We start from the raw sequence: 22,883 nt of genomic DNA, 5'->3' as shown, positions 1-22,883 counted from the left end.
GGCTCCCTTTCGTTTTGAGGAACCGAGGAAAATCATCATGATGAATATTGTCGTTGTAGGCGGCGGCGCCGGTGGCCTGGAGCTGGCCACCAGTCTGGGTCGCAAGCTTGGCAAGAAGAACAAGGCCAAGATCACTCTGGTCGATCGCAACCGCACCCACCTGTGGAAACCCCTGCTGCACGAAGTAGCCACCGGCTCCATGGATGCGGGCATCGATGCCCTGAGCTACCAGTCTCACGCCAAGAACCACGGTTTCGACTTCCAGCTCGGCACCCTGACCGACATCAAGCGTGACGATAAACGCATCGTGCTGGCCCCGATCCACGACGACAATGGCGATATCGTGGTCAACGAGCGCGAACTGCCCTACGACTATCTGGTGATGGCCATCGGTTCTGTCTCCAACGACTTCAACACCAAGGGCATCAAGGATAACTGTATTTTCCTCGATAGCCCCTCCCAGGCGCACCGCTTCCACAACAGCATGATGAACCGCTTCCTGCAGTTCGCCACCGAATATAAGCCGGGCGACAAGGTGAAGATTGCCATCGTCGGCGGCGGCGCCACCGGCGTCGAGCTCTCTGCCGAGCTCTACAACGCGGTCGAGCAGCTCTACGCCTACGGCTTCAAGAACCTCACCACCGACAGCCTGAAGGTGACCCTGGTGGAAGCGGGCCCGCGCATTCTGCCGGCTCTGCCGGAGCGCATCAGCGGCGCCGCCCATCAGGAGCTGGTCAAGCTGGGTGTGGACGTGCGTACCGCCACCATGATCACCGAAGCGACCAGCGACGGTCTGCACACCAAGGATGGCGAGCTGATTGAAGCTGACCTGATGGTGTGGGCGGCCGGTATCAAGGCGCCGGATTTCATGAAGGATATCGCTGGTCTTGAGACCAACCGCATCAACCAGCTGGTGGTGAAAGAGACCCTGCAGACTACCCGTGACGAGAACATCTTCGTTATCGGTGACTGCGCAGCCTGCCCGCAGCCGGATGGCAAGTTTGTGCCGCCGCGCGCCCAGTCTGCCCACCAGATGGCCAGCCAGGCATTCAAGAACATTCTGGCCAAGATGAACGGCGGCGAGATGAAGCCCTACCTCTACCACGACCACGGTTCGCTGGTCTCCCTCAGCCGCTTCTCCACCGTGGGCAGCCTGATGGGTAACCTGATGCGCGGCTCCATGATGGTGGAGGGCTACATTGCCCGTCTGGTTTACATCTCCCTCTACCGGATGCACCAGATCGCCCTGCACGGTTACGTCAAGACCGGCCTCATCATGCTGGTGGGTCGCATCAACCGGGTACTTCGCCCGACCCTGAAGCTGCACTAAGCCGGGATTTGGCAACATGTTGAATACCAAAAGGAGAGGCGATGACCTCTCCTTTTTTATGGGCGCAGATCAGGAAAGAGAGAGCTACTTGCCCAGATAAGTGCGGTCGAAGAAGGTATTGACCCAGTGGGGGCGGTAGATGGCCAGCACCGTCATCGCCATGCCGTTGAGCAGGGCTTCGGGGAATAGCAGCAGTGGCCAGATGGAGAGGTAATCCGCCGTGATGGTGTGCCAGGGGTAGCTGTGACTCAGCCCCATCAGCAACGCGCTGGCGGCCACCTTGACCGAGATGGTGATGGCGCCGCCGAGAAAGGCGGCAACGAAGATATAGACAAAGAGATGGCGCGGCAGCCAGGCCCAGCTGGCCAGAAACAGCAGCCAGCTGGTGGCTACCGGCAGGGCGATGCCCACCAGTGCCTGCCAGCCAAAATCGGCCAGATTGGTGACGCCGAAGTAACCGAGCACCAGCAGGGTCAGGCAGGGGGCGAGCAACGCCAGCCGCCAGCCAAGCAGCAGGGTGAGGGAGGTGAGCCCGAGAAAATGGACCTCCAGCCCCTCATGCAGACCGGCCCTTAGATACCAGAGCGGCACCAGCGCGATGGCACTGCCCAGCAACAGGTGCTGATAGAGGGGGTTGTCATGGAGGGTCTGCCACAGGGAGCGGCGCAGGCTGAAGGCCAGCAGTACCAGCCAGATCAGGAGGGCGGCGAGTTGTCCTTCACTCATCTTGTCGTCCATTCATGCAGTAGAGTCCGGGCGGCCTTCCCGACCGCCCATAGCAGAGCAGGCTGACGAGTCAGCCTGCTTTTACCATCAATATTTGACGTTGTTGTGGTACTTGCCGAGGATGCCCTTGACCCGTTCCATGGTCTCCTTGCTGGGGGGCTTGATCCCGCTCAGCTCGTACGGGTCGCCCAGCACATCCCACTTGTGTTTGCCGAGCTCATGGTAGGGGAGCAGCTCCACCTTCTCCACGCTCTCGCCCAGCTCGGCGATAAACTGACCCAGCCCTTCGGCGCTCTCGTCGTCGTCGCTCCAGGTCGGCACCACCACGTAGCGGATCCACATGGTCTTGCCTTTGGCTGCCAGATAGCGGGCAAACTCCAGGGTGTATCTGTTGCTGACGTGAGTCAGCGGAATGTGTTTCTCGTCATTGATCTGTTTGATGTCGAGCAGCACCAGATCGGTCTGGTCGAGCAGCTTGTCCACCTGTTCGTCGAGATGGCGGACGAAGCCGTTGGTGTCGAGACAGGTGTGGATCCCTTTCTCTTTGCAGGCGGTAAAGAGTTCGGTAATGAAAGCCGGTTGCAGCATGGCTTCACCGCCGGACGCTGTCACGCCACCGCCGGAGGCATTCATGAAGTGGCGATAGCTGGTGATGTCACTCATCAACTCCGGTACGGTCACTTCGCGGCCACCTTCGGTATCCCAGGTATCGCGGTTGTGGCAGTACTTGCAGCGCATCAGGCAGCCTTGCATGAATACGATAAAGCGTATTCCCGGGCCATCGACAGTGCCGCAGGTTTCGACGGAATGGATCCGGCCAACGGTGCCGTGAGCTCCGGCTGGCTGGCTGATTTCAACGGCAGGGATCCGATTAATGACAGACATAAACAACTCCAACGATTCGAGCAGGCCGTTATTTTATTACATAAACCCCTATTGATCCTACACCTTTAGTCCGGTGCCCGGCTGCCAAGCAGCTGCTCCAGCCCCTTGACTGTGAGCGGCCGACTGGTGAGAAACCCTTGATAATGCTGGCATCCCAGCGCTTTGAGGATGGCCAGCTGCGCCTCCTCTTCCACCCCTTCGGCGGTGACGGTAAAACGGAAGACCTGGGCCAGATCGAGTATCGCCTTGACGATGGCTCTGTCCTGTTCGCTGTGTACCAGGGTCTGAATGAAGCTTCTGTCCAGCTTCACCTCATCGGCGGGCAGATCCCGCAGATAGGCCAGCGACGAGTAGCCGGTACCGAAGTCATCGATGGAGATGAGGATGCCGAGCTCCTTGAGCTGGCGCATTCTGGCGATACTCTCCTGCCGATTCTCCAATACTACCGATTCGGTCACCTCCAGCAGCAGGCGGGAGGGGGGCACACCGGTATCGCGCAAGATGTACTCCACCTGTTGTACGAAGCCCTGGGTGTGGAACTGGCGGGCACTGACGTTGACCGATAGATGGGGGATCTGCAGGCCACGGTTGAGCCAGAAGCTGTATTGGGCGCAGGCGGTCTTCATCACCCAGTAGCCGATTTCGAGGATCAGGCTGGTCTCTTCGGCGATGGGGATAAACTCCCCGGGCGGCACCATGGTGCCGTCGCTGCGCTGCCAGCGCAGCAGCGCCTCGATGCCCGACAGCGAGCCATTGTCGACCCGGTATTGCGGTTGATAGTGGAGTTGCAATTCGTGGTGACGCAGGGCATCGCGCAGCTCATTGGTGAGGGTCAGCCGGTTCTTCTCATGCTGGGCCATCGCCTCGGTAAAGAAGACGTAGTGGCCCTGACCGGCGCGCTTGGCCATGTGGGTCGCGGTGTCGGCCTGTTGCATCAGGACCAGATGATCCGTCTCGTTGCCGGAGAAGAGGCTGATCCCCACCGAGGCGCTGCAGTGCAGTTTGTGATCGCCGATGTCGAACGGGGTGCGAAACAGCCCCATCAGCTCGCGGGCGAAGTGCTCTGCCAGAATTTTGGCGGTGACCTCGCCTTGTCCGAGCTGGGTAAAGAGCAGGGCAAACTCGTCCCCCGAGATGCGCGCCTGCACCAGATTGTCCTGGGGCAGCTCCCTGAAACGCTGCACCACGGCCTGCAGCAACAGATCGCCGCAGGCGTGACCGAGGGAGTCGTTGATCGACTTGAAGTTGTCGAGATCCACCAGCAGCAGGGCGCCCCACTGGCCGTTGGTGGCGCTCAGGGTCTGCTGCAAAATATGGTTGAGGCTGCGGCGGTTGTGCAGACCGCAGAGATCGTCGTAATAGGCGAGTTGCTCGATATGTCTGGCCGCCTCTTTTTCCTGGGTGATGTCGTAGAAGCTGCAGATGAAGTGGCTGAGCTCCCCCTGCTCATCCTTGACGCCGTTCACCATCAAGCGCACCGGAAAGAGGTGGCCATCCTTGTGCAGGCAGCGCTCTTCCCCGAGCCAGAACTCCTGCTCGTTGACGGTGCGGCTGACATCTTCCTTGAGATGATCCCCGTAGTAGGTGGGACGCAGCTTGCGAATGGAGTGACCGATCACCTCTACCTCGCCAAATCCGGTGATCCGGCTGAAGGAGTGGTTGACCTTGAGGATGATGCCGTTGTGATCCATCACGATCAGCCCATCGTGGGTATTGAAGGCTACTTCCGCCAGCCGCAGGGCATCGTCGGTGGCGAGGCGCTTGAGCTCGATGGCGGCCCGCTCGTGCTGGCTGCTCAATAGATCCAGAAGCTGTTCGGGCTCCTCAAGGGGGGTATCGAGCAGCAGGGTGATCTGGCCAATGGGGGCGCCGCTTTGACCATGGAGCGGAATGCCGATGTAGGCGCTGGCATTGAGGGCAAGCAGCCGGGTCGCCTTGGGATAGCGCACGGGCAGATCTTCCACATAGATGGCCTGACCATGCTGGAACAGCTCCTGAGCGGGGCCGGGGTCGAGCTGGATGGGCTTGAGGGTGGAGCAGATCTCCTCGTTGATGACGCAGCGGGGGATGATCCAGAGATCCTGACCGCGGGGCTGGAACTCGCCGATCCAGCCCACCCGGGCACCGCTGGCGCTCATGGCCCAGCTTACCAGCGTCTTGCAGTAGTCGATGCCGGTCTGCTGGTGCAGCTCGGGCGGGAGGGCCAGCTCGGCGCGGTGCTCTTCCGGTTGAGGTTGCCAGTGGCCGAGCAGCTGGGCGCTGCTGCGCACCAGTTGCAACATCTCCTCGCTAAGCGGGGTGGGATCGAGATACTCCAGACTCAGCACCCCGAACAGCTTGTCCTGCTCCAGCAGGGCACCATCGAGGCGTGAGCGCACACCGGCACTGGTCAGATAGAGGTGATTGCTCAGCATCGGCTGGTGGGCCGCCTCCGAGAAACTCAACGATTTGCGGGTACGCAGGGCGCGGATATAGCGGCTGTCACCACGAATGGGGTAGAGCGCCTCGACCCCCAGGGTGAACACCGGGGTGAGTTGCTCGCTGCCGAGATCGCCGTTGGCCTGATAGTGCCAGAGGATGAGCCGATCGGCCCCCAAGCTCTCTTTAAGGGCCTCGAGCAGGGGCGCATACTGTTGCTGGCTCGCCATCTGGCTGAGGCGCGGCAGTTGCAATGCCAGATCGGCGATGGGCTCCTGACGAAGGTTCTGCAGACAGATGAGCCAGAAGCCATCCTGCTCGTGAGCGAGTGCGATATGCCAGAGCTGGCTGGCAAAGCGCACGGTGATCTTGCCGCCATGGCCGTTGGCCAGCAGTTGTTCGATGGGCAGGCGCAGGGCATCGGGCAGCTGGGCAGGCCAGGGGGCGCGCGGTTCGTCGAGCCAGTAGAGCGGGGTTTGCATCACGTCGGTCAGGGCGACCAGCCGTTGACTGCGCAGGTCCAGACGGAAAAAGAGCGGCGTCTGGAGGGCAGGAGGAAGATGACTGAGTGCGGTAGACGACATGAACAAACAACATCCTGTTAAGCAACCGTCGGGGTTGCAAGAATACTGCAAAATGGTGTGAAACAAAATTTCATTGAATTCTAAATTAGAAAAGTCTAATTTATTACCCATTATCATGTATGAGGAGTCTTGCAGATGAAACGGATCCTGATTATCGGTGGTGTCGCGGGGGGCGCATCGGCGGCGGCTCGTGCTCGTCGTTTGAGTGAAGAGGCAGAGATCGTGATGTTCGAGCGGGGCGAGTTTGTCAGCTTCGCCAACTGCGGTCTGCCCTATCACATCGGGGGCGATATCCCCGACCGGGATGCCTTGCTGCTGCAGACTCCCCAGAGTTTCAAGCGCCGTTTCAACGTCGATGTGCGGGTCTTCCACGATGTGATTGAGATCGACAAGGCAGGCAAGACCTTGCTGGTGCGCAACCTGCAAACCGGTGAAGAGCAGCGCGAGCATTACGATGTGCTGCTGCTGAGTCCGGGGGCGGCGCCGATCCGTCCTCCCTTCCCCGGTATCGACAGCCCCCATGTCTATACCCTGCGCAACATCCCGGACATGGATCGCATTCTGGCGGCCCTGCATCACGATCAGCCGCGCCACGTCACAGTGGTGGGCGGCGGCTTTATCGGGCTGGAGATGATGGAGGCGCTGCATCAGCGCAAGCTGGATGTCACCCTGCTGGAGCTGGCCGATCAGGTGATGGCGCCGGTGGACAAGGAGATGGCCAACATGCTCCATGCCCGCATCCGGGAAGAGGGGATCGACCTGCGCCTGCGCACCGGCCTCACCGCCATCGAGAGTCTGGATCTGCCTGCCGAGAAAACCTCCGCCGTGCCGACCGCCAAAAGCGGTGGCCTGCGCCTGACCCTCAATGACGGCTCCCATCTTGATACCGGTCTCTTGATCCTCGCCATCGGCGTCAAGCCGGAAACCCTGCTCGCCGCCAAAGCGGGGCTGGAGCTGAGCCCACGGGGCGGCATCAAGGTCGATGCCGGGATGCGTACCTCGGATCCCTTTATCTACGCGGTGGGGGATGCGGTGGAAGAGATAGATTTCGTCACCGGCGAATCTGTGCTGATCCCGCTGGCGGGCCCGGCCAACCGGCAGGGGCGCATCGCCGCCGACAATATGCTGGGCCGAAGCGAAACCTAAGAAGACCCAAGGCACCGCCATCTGCAAGCTGTTCGATCTGGCGGTGGCCAGCACCGGGCTCAACGAAAAACGGCTGGTACAGCTGGGGTTACCGTTCGAGAAGGTTTATGTCCATCCGGGCAGCCACGCCGGTTACTACCCGGGCGCCCATCCGGTCAGCCTCAAGCTGCTGTTTGCCCCGGATGGCAAGATTTATGGCGCCCAGGCCATCGGCAAGGATGGCATCGACAAGCGCATCGACGTGCTGGCGGTGGCCCAGCGCGCCGGTCTCACCGTGTTTGACCTGCAGGATCTGGAGCTCACTTATGCGCCGCCGTTCGGCTCGGCCAAGGATGTGATCAACATGGCGGGCTTTGTGGCGAGCAACCACCTGAAGGGGGACACCCTGCTCTGCCATGTGGCCGAGGTGCAGGCTCGTAACCCCCATCAGCTGGTGGTGGATGTGCGCAATGGCCCGGAGCTCGACAAGCTGGGCCGCATTCCGGGGGCACTGCATATCCCCCTCGACGAGTTGCGTGGTCGCCTCCATGAGTTGCCCAAAGAGAAAGAGCTGCTGATCAGCTGTCAGGTCGGGCTGCGCGGCCATGTCGCCTGCCGCTTGCTGAGCCAGCACGGCTTTAAAGTGAAGAATCTCTCCGGCGGCTTCAAAACCTGGCAGATGGCCACCGCCGAGTAACCGTTTTATTTCTGTGCCTGTTTGCCCCTCTCCCTTGTGCGTGCAAGATGAGGGGCTTTTTGTTTCTGCTTTTCGCCCTTCTTGCATTCCCCTCGTTGCTGCAATATTTCGACACACTTTATTTCCTGTGCCGGACAAAATTAACGTTTTGTTCAGGGGATGGGTGCTATAACCCCTGCCTCGTTCATGATGAACCGTGTAGTAGGGAGAGTGACATGCTGGATATGCTGATGGCCATTTGGCATCAGGATTTTGACGCCCTGGTTCAGATGCAGGCGGTACCCCTGCTGATCAGTTGCCTGATGCTGGTACTGCTGCTGGAGTCCGCATTCGTCTTCCTGCCCCTGCCGGGGGACAGCCTGGTATTGCTGGCCGGTGGGTTGGTTGGCATGGGGGTGTTTGGCCCCGAAGTGACTCTTGTCTATCTGCCGTTGGCTGCTGGCATAGGTTCCGTGCTCGCCTACTGGCAGGGACGGGCGCTGCAGCGCACCCGCTTTATGGAACATATCGAGCGGATGTTGCCGCCAGACAGTTTGCCCAAAGCGACCCGGCTGCTGAACCGGTATGGTTTTCTGGCTATGTTTGCCTCCCGCTTTATTCCGTTCGTCCGGGTGCTGACCCCCATGCTGATGGGGATAGGTCGCCTGAGCGTGCTGCGCATGTGCGTGGCGAGTTTCGCCAGCGCCGTGCTCTGGTCACTTTGTCTGAGTCTGGTGGGCAAGTTGGCGATGACGGTGCCTTTTTTTGTTGCCCATAGCGAACTGCTGACCCGCATGCTGCTCATTACCTCTCTGGTGCTCTTCCTTATCGCCGTCACGGCCATCCTCTTTCGCTGGTTCAAGGGCGGCGCCAAAAGAGAGCAATCCCCCCTCCGTTGATTTCGGTCTGCTGAGTGTTCGGCCGCTCTGAAAGGGCGGCCATTGTCGCAGCCCGGTGGCTTCTGCCTGTTGCCGCGAGAATCCTCTTTGTGTCAGGGGCGCTCGATGCTTTATCCTGTTTGCTGCCTCGCTGCTGTTGCAGCGGATCCCAGCCAGGATGGAATCTATGCGCCTCTTTCACGCTCGCCCGGTTTCCCGTCGCTCTGTCCAAGGAGCACACCCTCTGAATCGTCGCCGCTGGTCGGCCCTGTTGCTATCCGGGTTGGCAGGTTTGCTGCTGGCCGGTTGCGGCCCCGACAAGCCTGTCGCCAATGGGCCGACTACAAAGCCTGCCGCGCAGCAGGAAGCGGGCGCCCCAAGCGCCGTGGTACAAGCCAATGCCCGCCAATATCGGGATGCCCCGGCACTGGCGCTGGTCTTCTCCGGCCAATTGGCGCCCAAGGCGAACTGGCAGAGCTGGCTTTCGGTGAGCGAGGGGGGCAAGCAGGTGCAGGGGGAGTGGATCCTCGCCGACGATGGTCGCACCCTCTATTTCCCTAACGTCCAGCCCGACAAGAGCTATGAGGTGAGTCTCAAGACGGGGCTAGGCCCATCCTCCCAGAGCTGGACTCTCAAGACCCGGCCGCTGGAGGCGGGGGCCTCCTTTACCGCCAGCGGCATGGTATTGCCGCTGCGCGATGAGCTGCGCCTGCCCATCAGCGCGGTCAATGTGGATGAGGTCAATATCGACTTCTTCCGGGTCGATGCCGAATACCTGCCCCGTTTCCTGGCCGAGTATCGCCCCGGTGCCGGCATGGGCAACTGGGAGCTCGAGCAGATCACCAAGCGGGCCAAGCGGGTGTTCAGCGGCCGCTATGCGCTGGAGCTTGATGCCAACCGGCGCGAGACCCGCCTCATCAATGTGAAGGAGCCGCAGCTGGCGGAGGCCGGCGTCTACTTTGCGGTGATGTCGCCCCTTGGCAACTACGACTGGCGCAAGGAGACCACCTACTTCGCTGTGAGCGACATGGGGCTCAGTGCCCGCCGTTACCGCGATCAGCTGGAGGTGTTCGTGAGCTCCTTGGCCAGCGCCGATCCGCTCAAGGATGTGCAACTCTCCCTGCTCGACGAGAAGGGCAACCGGCTACAGGTGCAAACCACCGATCCCCAGGGTCATCGCCGCTTCGATCAGGTGCAGGGGGCTCGCCTGCTGCTGGCCGAGCAGGGCAGCCATCTGGCGGTGCTGCGCCTCGACGGGGCGGCGCTCGATCTCTCCACCTTCGATCTCGGCACCCAGCCCTGGCAGGCCCAGCAGTTGTATCTCTTTAGCGGGCGCGACCTCTATCGCCCCGGCGAGCGGCTCGACAGCGAGATCCTGCTCAAGGGCCAAGATGGCCAGCTGCTTCCCGGCATGGCGGTGGAGCTGGAGGTGAAGCAGCCGGACGGTCAATTGCTCGAACAGAAACGGCTGCTACCCGATAGCCTTGGCGCCGCCCACTACGGTCTGCGCCTGCCGGACGATGCGCCGCTCGGGCGCTGGACCATTAACCTCAAGACCGCCGCTGGTAGTCGTTTCGAGTGGCCCTTTTTGGTGGAGGAGTTTTTGCCGGAGCGGCTCAAACTGCAGCTTGGCAAGGGGCCGGATGGTGAAGTGACGGATCTGGGCGCCTCCCTCACCCTGCCGCTGCAAGGGGACTATCTCTACGGTGCACCGGCGAGCGCCACCAAGGCCAAGGCGGAGGTAAAGATCAGCCGCGCCACCATGCCTTTTACCCAGTGGCAGGAGTTCACTCTGGGTGACGTGCTGCTTGCCGAGCAGGCCAAGGATCTCGAGCCGCTGAATCTCACCCTCGATGCGCAGGGGCAGGGGACTTTTTCGCTTGCTGATGAACTCGATGGGGTGCGCGCCCTCGGGCCGCTGGAGGTGGCCTATCGGGTGTCGCTCGCCGAGCCCGGTGGCCGCGCCGTCAATCGCAGCCGCACCCAGTATGGCTGGCCCGCGGGCAGCCAGTGGCCGGCGCTCAAGGCCGACTTCGTGGCGGATCGGGTAGAGGGGGGTAAGCCGCTCCCCTTCCAGATCCTCAACCTTGATGAGCAAGGCCAGCCGGTGGCGGGGGCGGTGAAGGTGCGCCTTATCAACGAGTACCGCGACTACTACTGGCATTACGCCGATGGGGAGGGGTGGAAGTACGAGTTCAACAGCCAGCCCTATCTGGAACAGGAGCAGACCCTGCAGCTGGATGGCAAGGGGCCGACCCCGCTCACGCTTCAACTGGCGGCGGGCTGGTATCGATTGGAGGTGGAGAACAGTCAGGGCCATCAATCGAGCCTGCGGGTGGAAATAGGCAGTTATGCCTGGGGCGGTGGTGGCGAGCAGGCACGGCCTGACAAGATTGCCATCACCCTCGACAAGCGCGCCTATCAGGCGGGTGACAAGGCCAAAGTGACGCTGGTGGCCCCGCGCCCCGGCAAGGGCTTGCTGCTGGTGGAAGATGGCGACGGTCTGCGCTGGTGGCAGCGTATTGAACTCAAGGGGGCCGGTGGCGATGCCAAGGATGCCCGCGGCGAGTTCGAGATCCCGGTCAGTCCCGAGTGGCAGCGCCATGACTTGCATATCTCGGCCCAGATCGCCGCGCCAGACAGCGCCTCCAAACCGGCTGGCAAGCAGCAGGGGCAGAGCCTGCGCTCGGTCGGACTGGTGCCGCTCACCCTGGACCGGGAAACGCGTCGTCTGCCGCTTACCCTGAGCGCACCGGATAAAGCGGTGCCGCTCACCCGGCTGGAAGTGACCGCCACCTCCACCCCCAACAGTCAGGGGCGCGTGGTGCTGGCGGCTGTGGATCGGGGCGTGCTCAATATCAGCGACTACCAGCCGCTCGACCCGTTCGAGATCTTCTTTGGTCGCAAGCGCTTCGCTCAAGATTTGTTCGACAACTACGGCCAGGTGATCCCGCCGCAGGATGGCAAGCTGGCCCGCCTCAACTATGGGGGCGATCGGGCGCCGCTGAAAAAGGGAGGCGCGCTGGAGAGCCGGGTCGAGATAGCTGCGCTCTGGAGCGGCGAGGTGAGTTTTGACCAGCAGGGCAAAGCGGTGATCCCGCTCGGTCTGCCCAACTTCAACGGCGAGCTGGCACTGATGGCGCTGGCCTGGAATGAACAGCAGGTCGGGGAGGCCGAGCGCGCCGTCAAGGTAGTGGCGCCCTTGGTGGCCGAGATCGGCTGGCCGCGCTTTGGCGCCAGAGGGGATGAGACCCGGGCGCTGGTGCAGCTGCGCAACATGAGCGGCGAGGATCAGACCCTATCCCTTGCCTGGACCCTCAATGGCGGGCTCAAGGCAAATGGCGAGCTGCCCGGCACCCTGGCTCTTAAAAACGGCGAAGAGCAGTGGTTGACCCTGCCGCTCACCGTGACCGGGGCAAGCGGCGTGGCAAGCCTGCAGTTGGCGGCCAGCGGCAAGGATTTTGCCATCAGCCGTGACTGGACTCTGCCGCTGCGCTCCCCCTGGCCGGCCGAAACTCGCCAGCGCTATCAGATGCTGGCCCCCGGCCAGCAGATGAGCTTTGCGCCAGCTGAGCTGGCCGGGCTGGATCGCGCCAACCTGCAGGGGCTGCTCAGCCTCTCCGGCACCCCGCCCTGGGATCCGGCAGTCCAGTGGCAGGCGCTGGCCGACTACCCCTACGCCTGTCTGGAGCAGACCCTGTCACGGGCCTGGCCTTACTTGCTGACCACGGCCGATGAGCGGGCCGCCTGGAGCAAACCCGCAGAGGGCAAGAAAGCGGCGAGTGAGGCGGATGTGCAGCGCGCCCTGCTGCAACGGCTGCAGCGATTGCAACTGCCAAGCGGTGGCTTTGGTCTGTGGGATGGTCGCTCCGACGAGGAGCAGTGGCTCACCGCCTATGCCGCCGACTACCTGCTGGCGCGCAAGGAGGCGGGTGACGCCGTGCCGGAGGCGATGCTCAATCAGGCGCTGAACCGGTTGCAAAGCTATCTCACCGACAGCCAGTACGGCGAGCGCTGGAGCAGTGCCCCCGAGCACAGCCGGCTGGCCTATCAGGCCTACAGCGCCTATGTGCTGGCCCGGGTGGGCAAGGCGCCGCTCGCTACCCTGCGACTTATCTGGGAGCAGCAGGCCGATCACGCTCGCTCCGGTTTGCCGCTCTTGCACCTCTCGCTGGCGCTCTCGGCCATGGGGGATGAGCAGAACGCCGCCAAGGCCCTCCGCCGGGCATTGGCGACCGAGCGTGGGGATGACTATCTGGGTGATTACGGCTCACCGCTGCGCGATGAAGCCCTTGAGCTCTCCTTGCTGCGTCAGCACAAGCTGGCTGCGGAGCGCTGGCCGGCCCTCAGCGCCAAGGTGGCTGATACCCTGGCTCACCGTCAGTGGCTCAGCACCCAAGAGCGGCTCGCCCTGTTGCGACTCGCCCGCTTCGATCCTGCCGTCGACTGGCAGGCCAGGGTAACTTCCTCTCTTGGCAGTGGGTCCCTGAGCGGTTCGGCTTCGCTGCAGCAGGGCACCCTCGAGGCACTGGCCGCCAGCGCCGTTACCAACGAGGGCAAGGGCTCGCTTTATGTGCAGCGCACTCTGGTCGGCTACCCCGAACAGGTGCCAGCACGGATTAGCAAAGGGATGAGTGTGACCCGCAGCTGGTTCAACAGCGACGGTCAGCCGTTTGATCCCGCCAAGGTGAAGGTGGGCGATCTGGTGGTGGTACGGCTCAATGTCAGCAGTGAATCGGCCGTGCCCGATGCCCTGCTGGTGGAGATGGTGCCCGCTGGCTTCGAGCTGGAGAACCCGGCCCTTGGCAACAGCATCAAGCTCGAAGAGCTCTCCATCGAGGGGAAACCGGCGTGGCAGAGTGAGTGGAACGACTATCTCAAGCATCAGGAGTTTCGCGATGACCGCTACACGGCAGCGCTGGATCTGAGCGAGGGGAGCAACCAGCAGCTGGTCTACCTGATGCGGGCGGTGACGCCGGGTCGCTATCAGGTGCCACCGACCCAGGTGGAGGATATGTACCGGCCCGAGCTGCGGGCTGTGGGTGAGGATATCCACGAGGTGCGTATCTCTGAGTAACAAACCCTCCCTTGAGCGGGTTCGCCCGCTCACTTTCTGGCAGCGCGGCTGGCTGAAATTGGGTCGCTGTGGCCACGCTGGCTGGCGCTGGCTTGGCCGTCTACCACGCTGGCTGCGTGTCTCGGTGCTGGGGGTTGTCGCACTGCTGCTGTCATTGCTGGCGCTGGATCGACTCTTCCCGCCGCCGCCACTCGACCCAGCCTACGCACGGGTGGTGCTCGACATGAAAGGGCGGCCGCTGCGCGCCTTTGCCGATACCAGCGGCGTGTGGCGCTACCCCGTGACCCTGGAGCAGGTCTCCCCCCGCTATATCGAGGCGCTACTGGGCTACGAGGATCGCTACTTCTGGCGTCATCCCGGGGTCAATCCGGTGGCCATGGTGCGCGGGGTCTGGCAGTGGCTGCGTTACGGGCGCGCCGTGTCGGGCGGCTCGACTCTTACCATGCAGGTGGCCCGCCTCATCGAGCCCTACCACAGGAGCGTGCCCGGCAAGCTGCGTCAGATGGCCCGTGCGCTGCAACTGGAGTGGCACTACGACAAGCGCACCTTGCTCACCGTCTACCTCAACCGGGCGCCGTTTGGCGGCAACCTGGAGGGGGTGCAGGCGGCAAGTTTTGCCTATCTCGGCAAGAGCGCCGCCAAGCTCACCTATGCCGAGGCGGCGCTGTTGGCGGTGCTGCCGCAGGCTCCCAGCCGCAACCGGCCGGACCGGCATCCCGAGCGGGCCCGCGCCGCCCGCGACAAGGTGATGCAGCGACTGGTGGCGCAAGGGGTCTGGCCCGAGCCGGTGTGGTTGGAGGGACGCATCGAGCCGGTGCTGGTTCGCGGCCATTTCACCCCGATGGAGGCGCCGCTGTTTGCTCGTCTGGCCGCCGACAGCCATCCGGGCGCCCTGGTGCACACCACCATAGACGGCGATCTGCAGCGCTGGCTGGAGACGCGGGTGGCGAGTTATATCCGCCGCTTCCCCGAGCAGACCTCTGCTGCGCTGCTGCTGGTGGACAACAAAACCATGGCGGTGCGCGCCTATGTGGGTAGCGCCGAGTATGGCAATTTGCGCCGCCACGGTTATCTCGACATGGTGCAGGCAATCCGCTCTCCCGGCTCCACCCTCAAGCCCTTTATCTACGGTCTGGCCATGGATGAAGGGTTGGTGCACTCGGCCTCCCTGCTTTCCGATGCGCCGAGGCTGGGCTCGGATTACAGACCCGCCAACTTTTCCGGCGCCTTTCAGGGGCCGGTGACGCTCGCTCAGGCACTGCAGCAATCCCTCAACGTGCCGGCGGTGCAGGTGCTGGAGGCGCTCGGGCCCGACAAGCTGGTCAGCCGCCTCGACAACGCTGGGGTGCGGCTGGCGCTCTCCGACAAACCCAATCCGGCCATCGCGCTGGGGGCGGCGGGCATTCGACTCGAGCAGCTGGTGGCGCTCTACAGTGCGCTGACCCGGCAGGGGCAGGTGGCGATGCCGGTCTGGCTGGCGGGGCAGCAGGCGGTGTCACGCCCCTTGCTGAGCCCGGGATCGGCCTGGATCATCTGGCAGATCCTGAGCGCGCAGGGACGGGCTGATCAGCCCTTTGCCAGCGAGGCGACTGGCCGGGTCAACAGGCTGGCTTGGAAGACCGGCACCAGCTACGGCTATCGCGACAGCTGGGCGATGGGAGTCTCCGGTCGCTGGACCATCGGCGTCTGGCTTGGGCGCCCCGATGGTACCCCCTTGCCCGGTTTTTATGGCCAGAGCGCGGCGGTGCCGCTGCTGCTCTCGGTCTACTCGCGGCTGGCTGACAACAGCCCCTTGCCGGCACAACCCAACACGGTGAGTGAGGCCGAGATCTGCTGGCCGCTGGGGCGCAAAATGAGCGCGACCCTGCCTGAAGCCTGTTTGCAGCGCCAGAGCGCCTGGTTGCTGGAAGGGCGCGATCCCCCCACCTTGCCGGATCCCATGGACTGGCCCTCGTCGCTGCGCCAAGTAGCGCTGACCGCCGAGGGCAAGCCGACCCTGGCACGCTGCCAGGATGCGGCGCAATCCGGTTTTCGGGCGCTCTGGCCATTGTCACTGGAGCCGTGGCGAACGCCCGGCGAGCGACGACAGGCGCTGTTGGCAAGTGGTTGTGCTGGGGAAGGGCAGAGCGCCGAGCAGCAAGCTCCAATTCGCATCATGGCGCTGGGGGAGGGCAACCTTATCCGCAGTCAGCGTTACCGGTTGCAGCCCAAGGTGCTGGGCGGTGTTGGCAAGCCAGCCTGGTTTCTCAACGGCCAGCGGCTGCGCTGGGACGGGGATCAGGTGTTGAGCGTGGCGGGGCGCTATCAGCTGGTGGTGGTGGATGAAGCAGGCAACAGCGATCGCATCGAGTTTCGCGTGGTGCATCCTGACGGTGATGCCGGCACCATCACCCGTTGAGCGTTTTGCCGACAGTCATTGAGGCGAATGTAATTAACTATTTGAAATGCATCAATATTTGATTGGATGAATTAACTTGTGAATAATTACGAATTCATTCAAATCCAATCGGGAGTTCTCTTTTGCTGCGTGTTCTGTGTCCCTTGCTGGTGCTGATGAGTTCGGGCTGTGCCACTACCAATCATGGTGATCACCATGTTTCTCCTGAACGTACCGGGTTCTATTCACCTTTCGAACCCGTTTCCGAGAGTTTTGTACGTTGTTATCAGAAACAGTTTGCCTGTACCCCTGCCAATATCCGCCGTGACAGGGCGATGGAGGCGCGCAGGCAGGCGCAAGAGCGGGCCAATCACCGGGGTGATGATTGGTAGGCCGCAGAAAACGAGAGGGGTTGGCAGATGCCAACCCCTTTTTCATTCCGCCAATTCAGCCCGGTTGGCGCAGATGACCGAGCCGGGTGAAGAAGTGCTGGCTCTTGCGCTGGTGAAAGTGGCTCTTTTTGATGGGATGGAAGATGAGGTTGCTTTCGGGGTGGCTCGCCTTTAACTGGTGGAGCATGGCTACGGCGGGCAGGCTGGTGCTGACCAGGGTGGTGAGTGGCATGCTGAGGGTCTCGGGCCCGAGCAGTTGATTGAGCCCTTGCTGAGCCTGCTCAAAGCGGGTCAGGGCCGCCGGGTCGGCATAGCCGCTACCCAGCATGGCGAGCAGGTTGTCGATGGCCAGATGAAATTCGGCCAGCTGCTGGCGAAAGCCGCTGCGCCCGCGCAGGGCAATCAGCTCTGCAAACGGAATGTCGGCCAGGTGAGTGGGCACTTGCAACGGGATTTCGAGGTGGAAGCAATCCTGACCGCCGCGATTGTGGTAGCGGGATTCGAGCAGATGGAGCAGGCGGTCGAGATAGTCGTGATCGGTAATGAGCGCCCCGTCATTGGCGAGTGCCCACTCACGGGCAAGGCGCATGGAGATCAGGTTGGCAAAGCGCCGCGCCATTCTGATCCCACCCTCATCCCGGGTCGCAAAGCCGTGAGTCAGGCAAAAGCCGTGCAGTCGCTCCAGTCCCGCCTGATCCGGGCAGAAGCAGTCGTGGTTGGCCTCCTGACGCCAGCGACCAATCAGCTCCTTGTTGCCAAACACCTTGTGGCGGACGAAATCGGGGGCCACAAGGCCGCTTATCTGGCTCTCCAATTGCGGGGTAATGGCGGCAAAAAAGGCTGCATCGGGCCGCTTGGCCAGCAGATCGGTCTGCTGTTGAAGGGTATCGAGCAGGGCGGTGAGACCGCTCTTTTCGCTGACGGTGAAGACAAAGGCAAGCCGCTCCAGATAGAGCAAGGCAAATTTGAGCCAGAGCTCGTCGCGTACCTCCATGCCGGGGTAGTAGATATAGGTCTTCATCGGATCAGTCTGTTATCAAAAATCTGGCGAGGCGCAGGGTCGGGAATATACGCAAGATTGGCGCTGCACGGCAAACACTGCGTGGGGGAATGTGAGCAAACGCTCATCCAGTAGGCGCTGGCCACAAAGTTCTGATATAATTCGCGCCCTTAAATCAAGGTCACCCGAGTCATTACCATGAAGTTCATTATCAAGCTGTTCCCGGAAATCACCATCAAGAGCAAGTCGGTTCGCCAGCGCTTTATCAAGATCCTGCAGGGCAATATCCGCAATGTCCTGCGCCGCTTCGACGACGATGCCCGCGTACGGATGGATTGGGACAAGCTGATCGTGAGCTCCCGCAATGACCAGTTCCGCGAGCAGGCTATCGAAGCTTTGGCTTGTATTCCGGGCATTCAGGCCTTCCTAGAGGTGCAGGCCAGCAAGTTCACCGACCTGCACGACATCTTCGAGCAGGTGAAAGCCGTGTGGGGCGACCAGCTCAAGGGCAAAACCTTCTGCGTGCGCGCCAAGCGCCACGGTAAGCATGAGTTCTCTTCCCTCGAGGTTGAGCGTTACGTGGGCGGTGGATTGAATCAGCACTGCGAAAGCAATGGTGTGCGCCTCAAGAACCCGGATGTGAAGATCAACCTCGAGATCGACGGCGAAGAGCTCTTTATTGTCAGCGCCATCCATCAGGGCCTGAGCGGCATGCCCATCGCGACCCAGGAAGATGTACTGAGCCTGCTCTCCGGCGGTTTTGACTCCGGCGTGGCGTCGTTCCAGTTCATCAAGCGCGGCTGCCGCGTGCACTACTGCTTCTTCAATCTGGGCGGTGCTGCCCACGAAATCGGCGTCAAGCAGGTGGCCTACCACCTGTGGAACCGTTTCGGCTCCTCCCACCGGGTACGTTTCACCGCTGTGGACTTCGAGCCGGTGGTTGCCGAGATCCTCGAGAAGATCGACAACGGTCAGATGGGCGTGGTGCTCAAGCGGATGATGATGCGTGCTGCCGCCAAGGTGGCCGATGAATTCCAGATCCCGGCGCTGGTGACTGGTGAGTGTGTGGGTCAGGTCTCCAGCCAGACTCTCACCAACCTGAACGTGATCGACCGGGTGACCGACAAGGTGATCCTGCGCCCGCTCATTACTTGGGACAAGCCGGATATCATCAGTGAAGCCCGCCGCATCGGCACTTTGGAGTTTGCCGAGACCATGCCGGAGTACTGTGGCGTCATCTCCAAAAAGCCGACCGTGAAGGCCGAGCTCTCCCGCATTGAAGAGGAAGAGGCCAATTTTGACTTCTCCATTCTGGACAAGGTGGTCTCCGAGGCCCGTTACCTCGATATCCGCCGTATCGGTGAAGAGACTGCCGCTGAAGTGCAAGAGGTGGAAACCACCCAGGTGCTGGGCGCTGACGAGGTGATCCTGGATATCCGCTCTGCCGATGAACACGACGAGAAGCCGCTGGTGGTGGAAGATCGTGAAGTACTGCATATCCCCTTCTTCAAGCTGGCCACCGCCTTTGGCGATCTGCCCAAAGAGAAGACCTACCTGCTCTACTGCGATCGCGGTGTGATGAGCAAGCTGCAGGCGCTCTATCTGAAAGAGAAGGGCTTTGACAACGTCAAGGTGTATCGCCCGTAAGCGTGTTTTTTACCTTCAATAAAAAAATCCGGCCAATGTGCCGGATTTTTTTATTTCGCAGAGTGAGCAATGACTATCAGGGACAGGGAACCGGAGTGAAGGAGTCTTGCCCCTGACAACGCCAGCCCATTTCCGCCTCCCGCATCTGCCACAGGTTGTTGCTGCGATAGAGGGTCAGGATGTAGATCATGTCGCTCTTGCTGCCGTCGAGGGCGACCGAGAGCACCAGATCATTGTCCAGCTGCTGGGCATGGATGCGGCTGGGTATGTCACCATGACCGACGAATCGTAAAGCTACCTCACGGTAGTCATTAACCCAGTTTTGCTGTTGATGGCTTGCCTGGCGTATCTGCTGGTTGAACTGCTGCACCGGCGCCGAGGCCAGTCGTCCAAATACCACTTGTGCTTCGGCGTGGGCGGCCGTCACGTTCGCCAGGAGGAGGGTGGTAAGCATACCGATTTTTCGCATGAGAGTTCCGGCTAACAACGACTGCTTCTATGACAACAGAAAAGCCTATTTGGTTCAACGCGCGGCCCACAGCGACATGATGACGCTGTGGGCCTGCTCTCAATTGCGTTGCAGCGAGAAGGTGGGCAGCGACAGATGCCAGTAGATAGCCGCGACCCGCAGGCCAAACACGGCCGTCATGCAGATGAGCATGGCCGTTACCCGGTCCATGTTGGCCTCAAGCGCCAGGGTATAGAGAATGCCGCCAAGGATACAGGCGGTGGCATAGATCTCTTTTTGCAGCACCATGGGCACCTCCCGCGCCAGTACATCGCGGATCATGCCACCGGCTACCCCGGTCATGGTGCCCATGATCACGGCAATCAGCCCCGGGGTGCCGAAGTTGAGGGCCTTCTGGGCACCGATCACGGTAAAGAGGGCCAGTCCGAAGGCATCCGCTACCGGCAGTACATACCAGGGCATCCTGCGGGGCAGTTTGACCATCCACATACCGATCAGCGCCGTCGCGATGACCACCCAGATATAGAGCGGATCGCGCACCCAGAATACGGGGGTGGCTCCCAGGATCATGTCACGGATGGTGCCGCCGCCGATGGCAGTGACCGCCGCCAAAACCATGACGCCAAACCCGTCCATCCTGAGTCGGCCAGCCACCAATACCCCTGAAAACGCGAATACCGCAGTACCAAACATGTCGCTGATGTAAACAATCTGCTCAACCAGTGTCTGCATGGAGAACAACTCACGCCAAATTGTTGATGGGGCCGCGATTTTAGGGGCTGGTGAGCCCAATCGCCAACAGTGCTCGACAAAATTGAGAGTCGGGACGGATTTTTTCTCGCGGCATGAACCGGGTGAGGCTCGTGCGTGCCTGTAGCCGTTGGCGGGGCGTTGTTTCCCAAATCAACCATCAAGCCACACCTGCCCCAGCCCCAAGTGACCGCTACACGCGGGGCTTTCTGACAGGTAGGCCAAGGGTATTCAGTTTGTTTAGGCGCTTACATACGCCATGACTTCTCCCACTTGGCCGTTGTAGTTACGCAGACGGATTTTCCCCGCCAGCAATTGCTTGAACCGATACATTGCCGTCTCTGCCAGCGAGCGACGGTGATAGCCCGACATCTTCTTCCAGTGCGCCAGCCCTCCTTTGCGCATCACTAGCACCGCCTCATTTCTCGGATGTCCCTTTTCCCATAACCCCGCGCTTTTGCGAGGCGGGACACAGGCTGTCGCCCCTTTGCGCGAGATAAGTTGATGGCTGGCTTTGCTGTCATAGGCGCCATCCGCATAAGCACGTCCCAGCTTGCGCCGCAGTGGGTTGAGCAAGGTCGGCAACATCTCGGCATCATAGACATTTTCCAGCGAGACTTCCGCCGCCACGATATCGTGAGTGACCGGGTCCACAGCCAGATGCAACTTGCGCCAGACTCGCTGTTTTTCGGCGCCGTGCTTTCTGACTTTCCACTCGCCCTCCCCAAATACCTTGAGGCCAGTCGAGTCGATAACCAGGTCGGTGATACGCCCCTTACTAGGCTGCCGATAGGCAACTGTCACCGTGCGGACGCGCTTGCTGACACAACTGTAATAGGGGTCACAAAGCGGTACGTTCATCAACTCGAACAGGGAGTCGAGTAGTCCCTGAGTGGCCCGTAAAGTGAGGTTGAAAATCCCCTTGAGCATCAGGAAGGTGGCGATGGTCTGGTCAGTGTAAAGCTGGCTGCGACCCCGGTGCCCATGATGGTCGTCGTGAAACTGTAGTGGTCAACTAAATCCGGACACTTGGTTAGGCCGATCCTCGGCTTTTGCTGGCGGTATCCCGTCATTGTATTGATGTGGACGTCGCCAGTTGTAGTGATCCATCAGGTAATAACTGATATCCCGCTTTGCTTCCCGCAGGCTCATATATCCCCTTGCCGGGAGCCACTCTGACTTCAGGCTTCTGAACAACCGTTCCATCGGGGCGTTATCCCAGCAGTTGCCACGCCGACTCATACTCTGGGTCATGCGATAGCGCCACAGTCGTTGCCGAAATGCCCGGCTGCCATATTGGCTGCCCTGGTCAGAGTGAAACAGCACGCCTGACGGACAACCCCGCTGCTGATACGCCATCTCAAGTGCTTTGATGGCCAGTTCGGCATCTGGTTTATCTGACATCGCCCAGCCCACGACCCGCCGAGTGTGCAGGTCAAGCACCGCTGCCAGGTAATGCCAGCGACCACCGGCCCAGACGTAGGTGATATCGCCACACCACACCTGATTGGGTTGCTGGACATCAAATTCGCGGGCCAGCAGATTGGGTATGTCCGGTCGTTCAGACTGTGCCACCTGATAGCGATGAGCGCCCGGTTGCTTGGATACCAGACCGGCTTCCTTCATCAGGTTACGTACTTTGAATCGACCAATCTGATACCCCAACTCCCGCATCATCGACATCAAGGCGCGGCTGCCCGTTGAGTTCCGGCTCGCTTTGAACAAACGGCGCAACTCAGAGCGCTGTTGCATACGTTCACGGTTAATCGTCCGCCTGCGAGCCAGATAATCGTAAAAACAGGAGGTGGGAACATCGAAGGCGCAGCAGACCAAAGTGATGGGGGCTTGCTCCCTTAATCGGTCTATCAGCGCGTACGTGTGAACTCGTCCGTCATCAAGAGAGCAGTAGCCTTTTTTAGAATGTCCTTCTCACGTTCGAGCCGGTTGATGCGGGCTTCCAGTTCCTGAATTTTTTGCTGCTCCAGAGTCAGTGCTTTGCTGATTGGGGTAGTGCCACTGCGTTCGGATTGCAGTTGCCGAACCCAGCGGCGAAGTATGGTTTCACCGATATCCAGTGAACGACTGGCTTCGGGGACAGAATATCCCTGGTCGAGCACCAGGGATGCGGCTTCGAGTTTGAATTCGGCAGTAAATGAGCGACGTAATCTTGTCATTGAACACCTCAGGTCATGGTGGCGACTGTACCACCTAAAATGGTGTCCGGGATGATTAGACCACTACACCAGTTACTCATGGCCTCGGCATCAACCCAGAAGGTGAGTGAACCACGGTTAATCAATGATTTGTTGTATTGAGGCCAGTTGGTGATGGGTTGAAGCTGCGTGCCCATGATGCAGATTTGAAGAGGATGGTGGTGATCAGATCACCGAGTCCTCAGTTAGTTCCATTCAAGCTGCATCTATTTGGGAAACAACGTCCGTTGGCGGGCTTCAGAAGGTTGAGTCTGTCACTGGTTTAGGCCCCATCTTTTCCTTAAGTTTTCCCTTGACCCGCCGATATATAAGGTAAGCGGCGTTAATGCGATGAAG

Annotated in this window: 12 protein-coding genes and 3 pseudogenes; 6 read left to right on the top strand and 9 right to left on the bottom strand. The window is 60.9% G+C overall.

Features of this window, described 5'->3' with window-relative positions; translation table 11 throughout:
- Positions 1–37 precede the first annotated feature (37 nt).
- Positions 38–1,330 carry an NAD(P)/FAD-dependent oxidoreductase gene (locus tag ACTG27_RS08620; protein WP_005333998.1) on the top strand — a complete coding sequence of 431 codons (1,293 nt, stop codon included), beginning with the start codon at positions 38–40 and terminating at the stop codon, positions 1,328–1,330.
- A gap of 84 nt (positions 1,331–1,414) precedes the next feature.
- On the opposite strand, the gene ACTG27_RS08615 is transcribed toward ACTG27_RS08620, so the two are convergent.
- The 3 genes from ACTG27_RS08615 to ACTG27_RS08605 all read right to left on the bottom strand — a co-directional run bounded on the left by ACTG27_RS08615 (position 1,415) and on the right by ACTG27_RS08605 (position 5,943).
- The gene (locus ACTG27_RS08615) at positions 1,415–2,056 is read right to left on the bottom strand and encodes an energy-coupling factor ABC transporter permease (RefSeq protein WP_043819419.1); all 642 of its coding nucleotides are present in this window, start codon (positions 2,054–2,056) and stop codon (positions 1,415–1,417) included.
- Between the two features lie 87 nt (positions 2,057–2,143).
- Positions 2,144–2,941, bottom strand: a complete 798-nt coding sequence (gene pflA, locus ACTG27_RS08610; RefSeq protein WP_005333994.1) for a pyruvate formate lyase 1-activating protein — start codon at positions 2,939–2,941, stop codon at positions 2,144–2,146.
- A 65-nt stretch (positions 2,942–3,006) separates the two neighbouring features.
- On the bottom strand, positions 3,007–5,943 hold the full coding sequence (locus ACTG27_RS08605; RefSeq protein ID WP_047437415.1) for a sensor domain-containing phosphodiesterase: 2,937 nt from the start codon (positions 5,941–5,943) through the stop codon (positions 3,007–3,009).
- A gap of 135 nt (positions 5,944–6,078) precedes the next feature.
- Between ACTG27_RS08605 and ACTG27_RS08600 the strand changes: the two are divergent.
- From ACTG27_RS08600 to pbpC, 4 genes and pseudogenes are all read left to right on the top strand, one after another.
- Positions 6,079–7,765: pseudogene (locus ACTG27_RS08600) on the top strand (FAD-dependent oxidoreductase).
- Between the two features lie 215 nt (positions 7,766–7,980).
- Positions 7,981–8,643 carry a DedA family protein gene (locus ACTG27_RS08595; protein ID WP_439979499.1) on the top strand — a complete coding sequence of 221 codons (663 nt, stop codon included), beginning with the start codon at positions 7,981–7,983 and terminating at the stop codon, positions 8,641–8,643.
- Positions 8,644–8,809: 166 nt separating this feature from the next.
- Positions 8,810–13,699 carry an alpha-2-macroglobulin family protein gene (locus tag ACTG27_RS08590; protein ID WP_439979498.1) on the top strand — a complete coding sequence of 1,630 codons (4,890 nt, stop codon included), beginning with the start codon at positions 8,810–8,812 and terminating at the stop codon, positions 13,697–13,699.
- A gap of 52 nt (positions 13,700–13,751) precedes the next feature.
- Complete coding sequence (gene pbpC / locus ACTG27_RS08585) at positions 13,752–16,097, top strand: penicillin-binding protein 1C (RefSeq protein ID WP_439980506.1); 2,346 nt, start codon at positions 13,752–13,754, stop codon at positions 16,095–16,097.
- 426 nt (positions 16,098–16,523) lie between these two features.
- Here pbpC and ACTG27_RS08580 read toward each other — a convergent pair whose 3' ends face one another.
- Entirely contained in the window at positions 16,524–17,489 is a 966-nt protein-coding gene (locus ACTG27_RS08580) for a hypothetical protein (protein WP_439979497.1), read from the bottom strand.
- Positions 17,490–17,666: 177 nt separating this feature from the next.
- On the opposite strand from ACTG27_RS08580, the gene thiI reads away from it, so the two are divergent.
- On the top strand, positions 17,667–19,115 hold the full coding sequence (thiI, locus tag ACTG27_RS08575; protein WP_139463962.1) for a tRNA uracil 4-sulfurtransferase ThiI: 1,449 nt from the start codon (positions 17,667–17,669) through the stop codon (positions 19,113–19,115).
- 76 nt (positions 19,116–19,191) lie between these two features.
- Here thiI and ACTG27_RS08570 read toward each other — a convergent pair whose 3' ends face one another.
- The 5 genes and pseudogenes from ACTG27_RS08570 to ACTG27_RS08550 form a co-directional block, all read right to left on the bottom strand.
- Positions 19,192–19,584: a hypothetical protein gene (locus ACTG27_RS08570; RefSeq protein ID WP_150996485.1), complete on the bottom strand. Its 393-nt coding sequence runs from the start codon at positions 19,582–19,584 to the stop codon at positions 19,192–19,194.
- Positions 19,585–19,683: 99 nt separating this feature from the next.
- A complete protein-coding gene (locus tag ACTG27_RS08565; RefSeq protein ID WP_005333975.1) occupies positions 19,684–20,316 on the bottom strand; it encodes a trimeric intracellular cation channel family protein in 633 nt (210 codons plus the stop codon).
- Between the two features lie 211 nt (positions 20,317–20,527).
- Positions 20,528–21,336: pseudogene (locus ACTG27_RS08560) on the bottom strand (IS5 family transposase); the annotation flags it as partial.
- 9 nt (positions 21,337–21,345) lie between these two features.
- Positions 21,346–22,508 (bottom strand): IS3 family transposase gene (locus ACTG27_RS08555; protein ID WP_439979496.1). Its coding sequence is split into 2 segments (ribosomal slippage): positions 21,346–22,253 and positions 22,253–22,508, totalling 1,164 coding nucleotides; the frame shifts between segments, so codons are not numbered across the junction.
- A gap of 68 nt (positions 22,509–22,576) precedes the next feature.
- Positions 22,577–22,684: pseudogene (locus tag ACTG27_RS08550) on the bottom strand (IS5/IS1182 family transposase); the annotation flags it as partial.
- Positions 22,685–22,883: the final 199 nt, after the last annotated feature.

It is taken from the genome of Aeromonas sp. 97A (assembly GCF_051919185.1).
Lineage (GTDB): Bacteria > Pseudomonadota > Gammaproteobacteria > Enterobacterales > Aeromonadaceae > Aeromonas > Aeromonas veronii.
The sequence above is the reverse complement of the archived record's forward strand: the minus strand, read 5'-3'. Positions and strand labels throughout refer to the sequence as shown.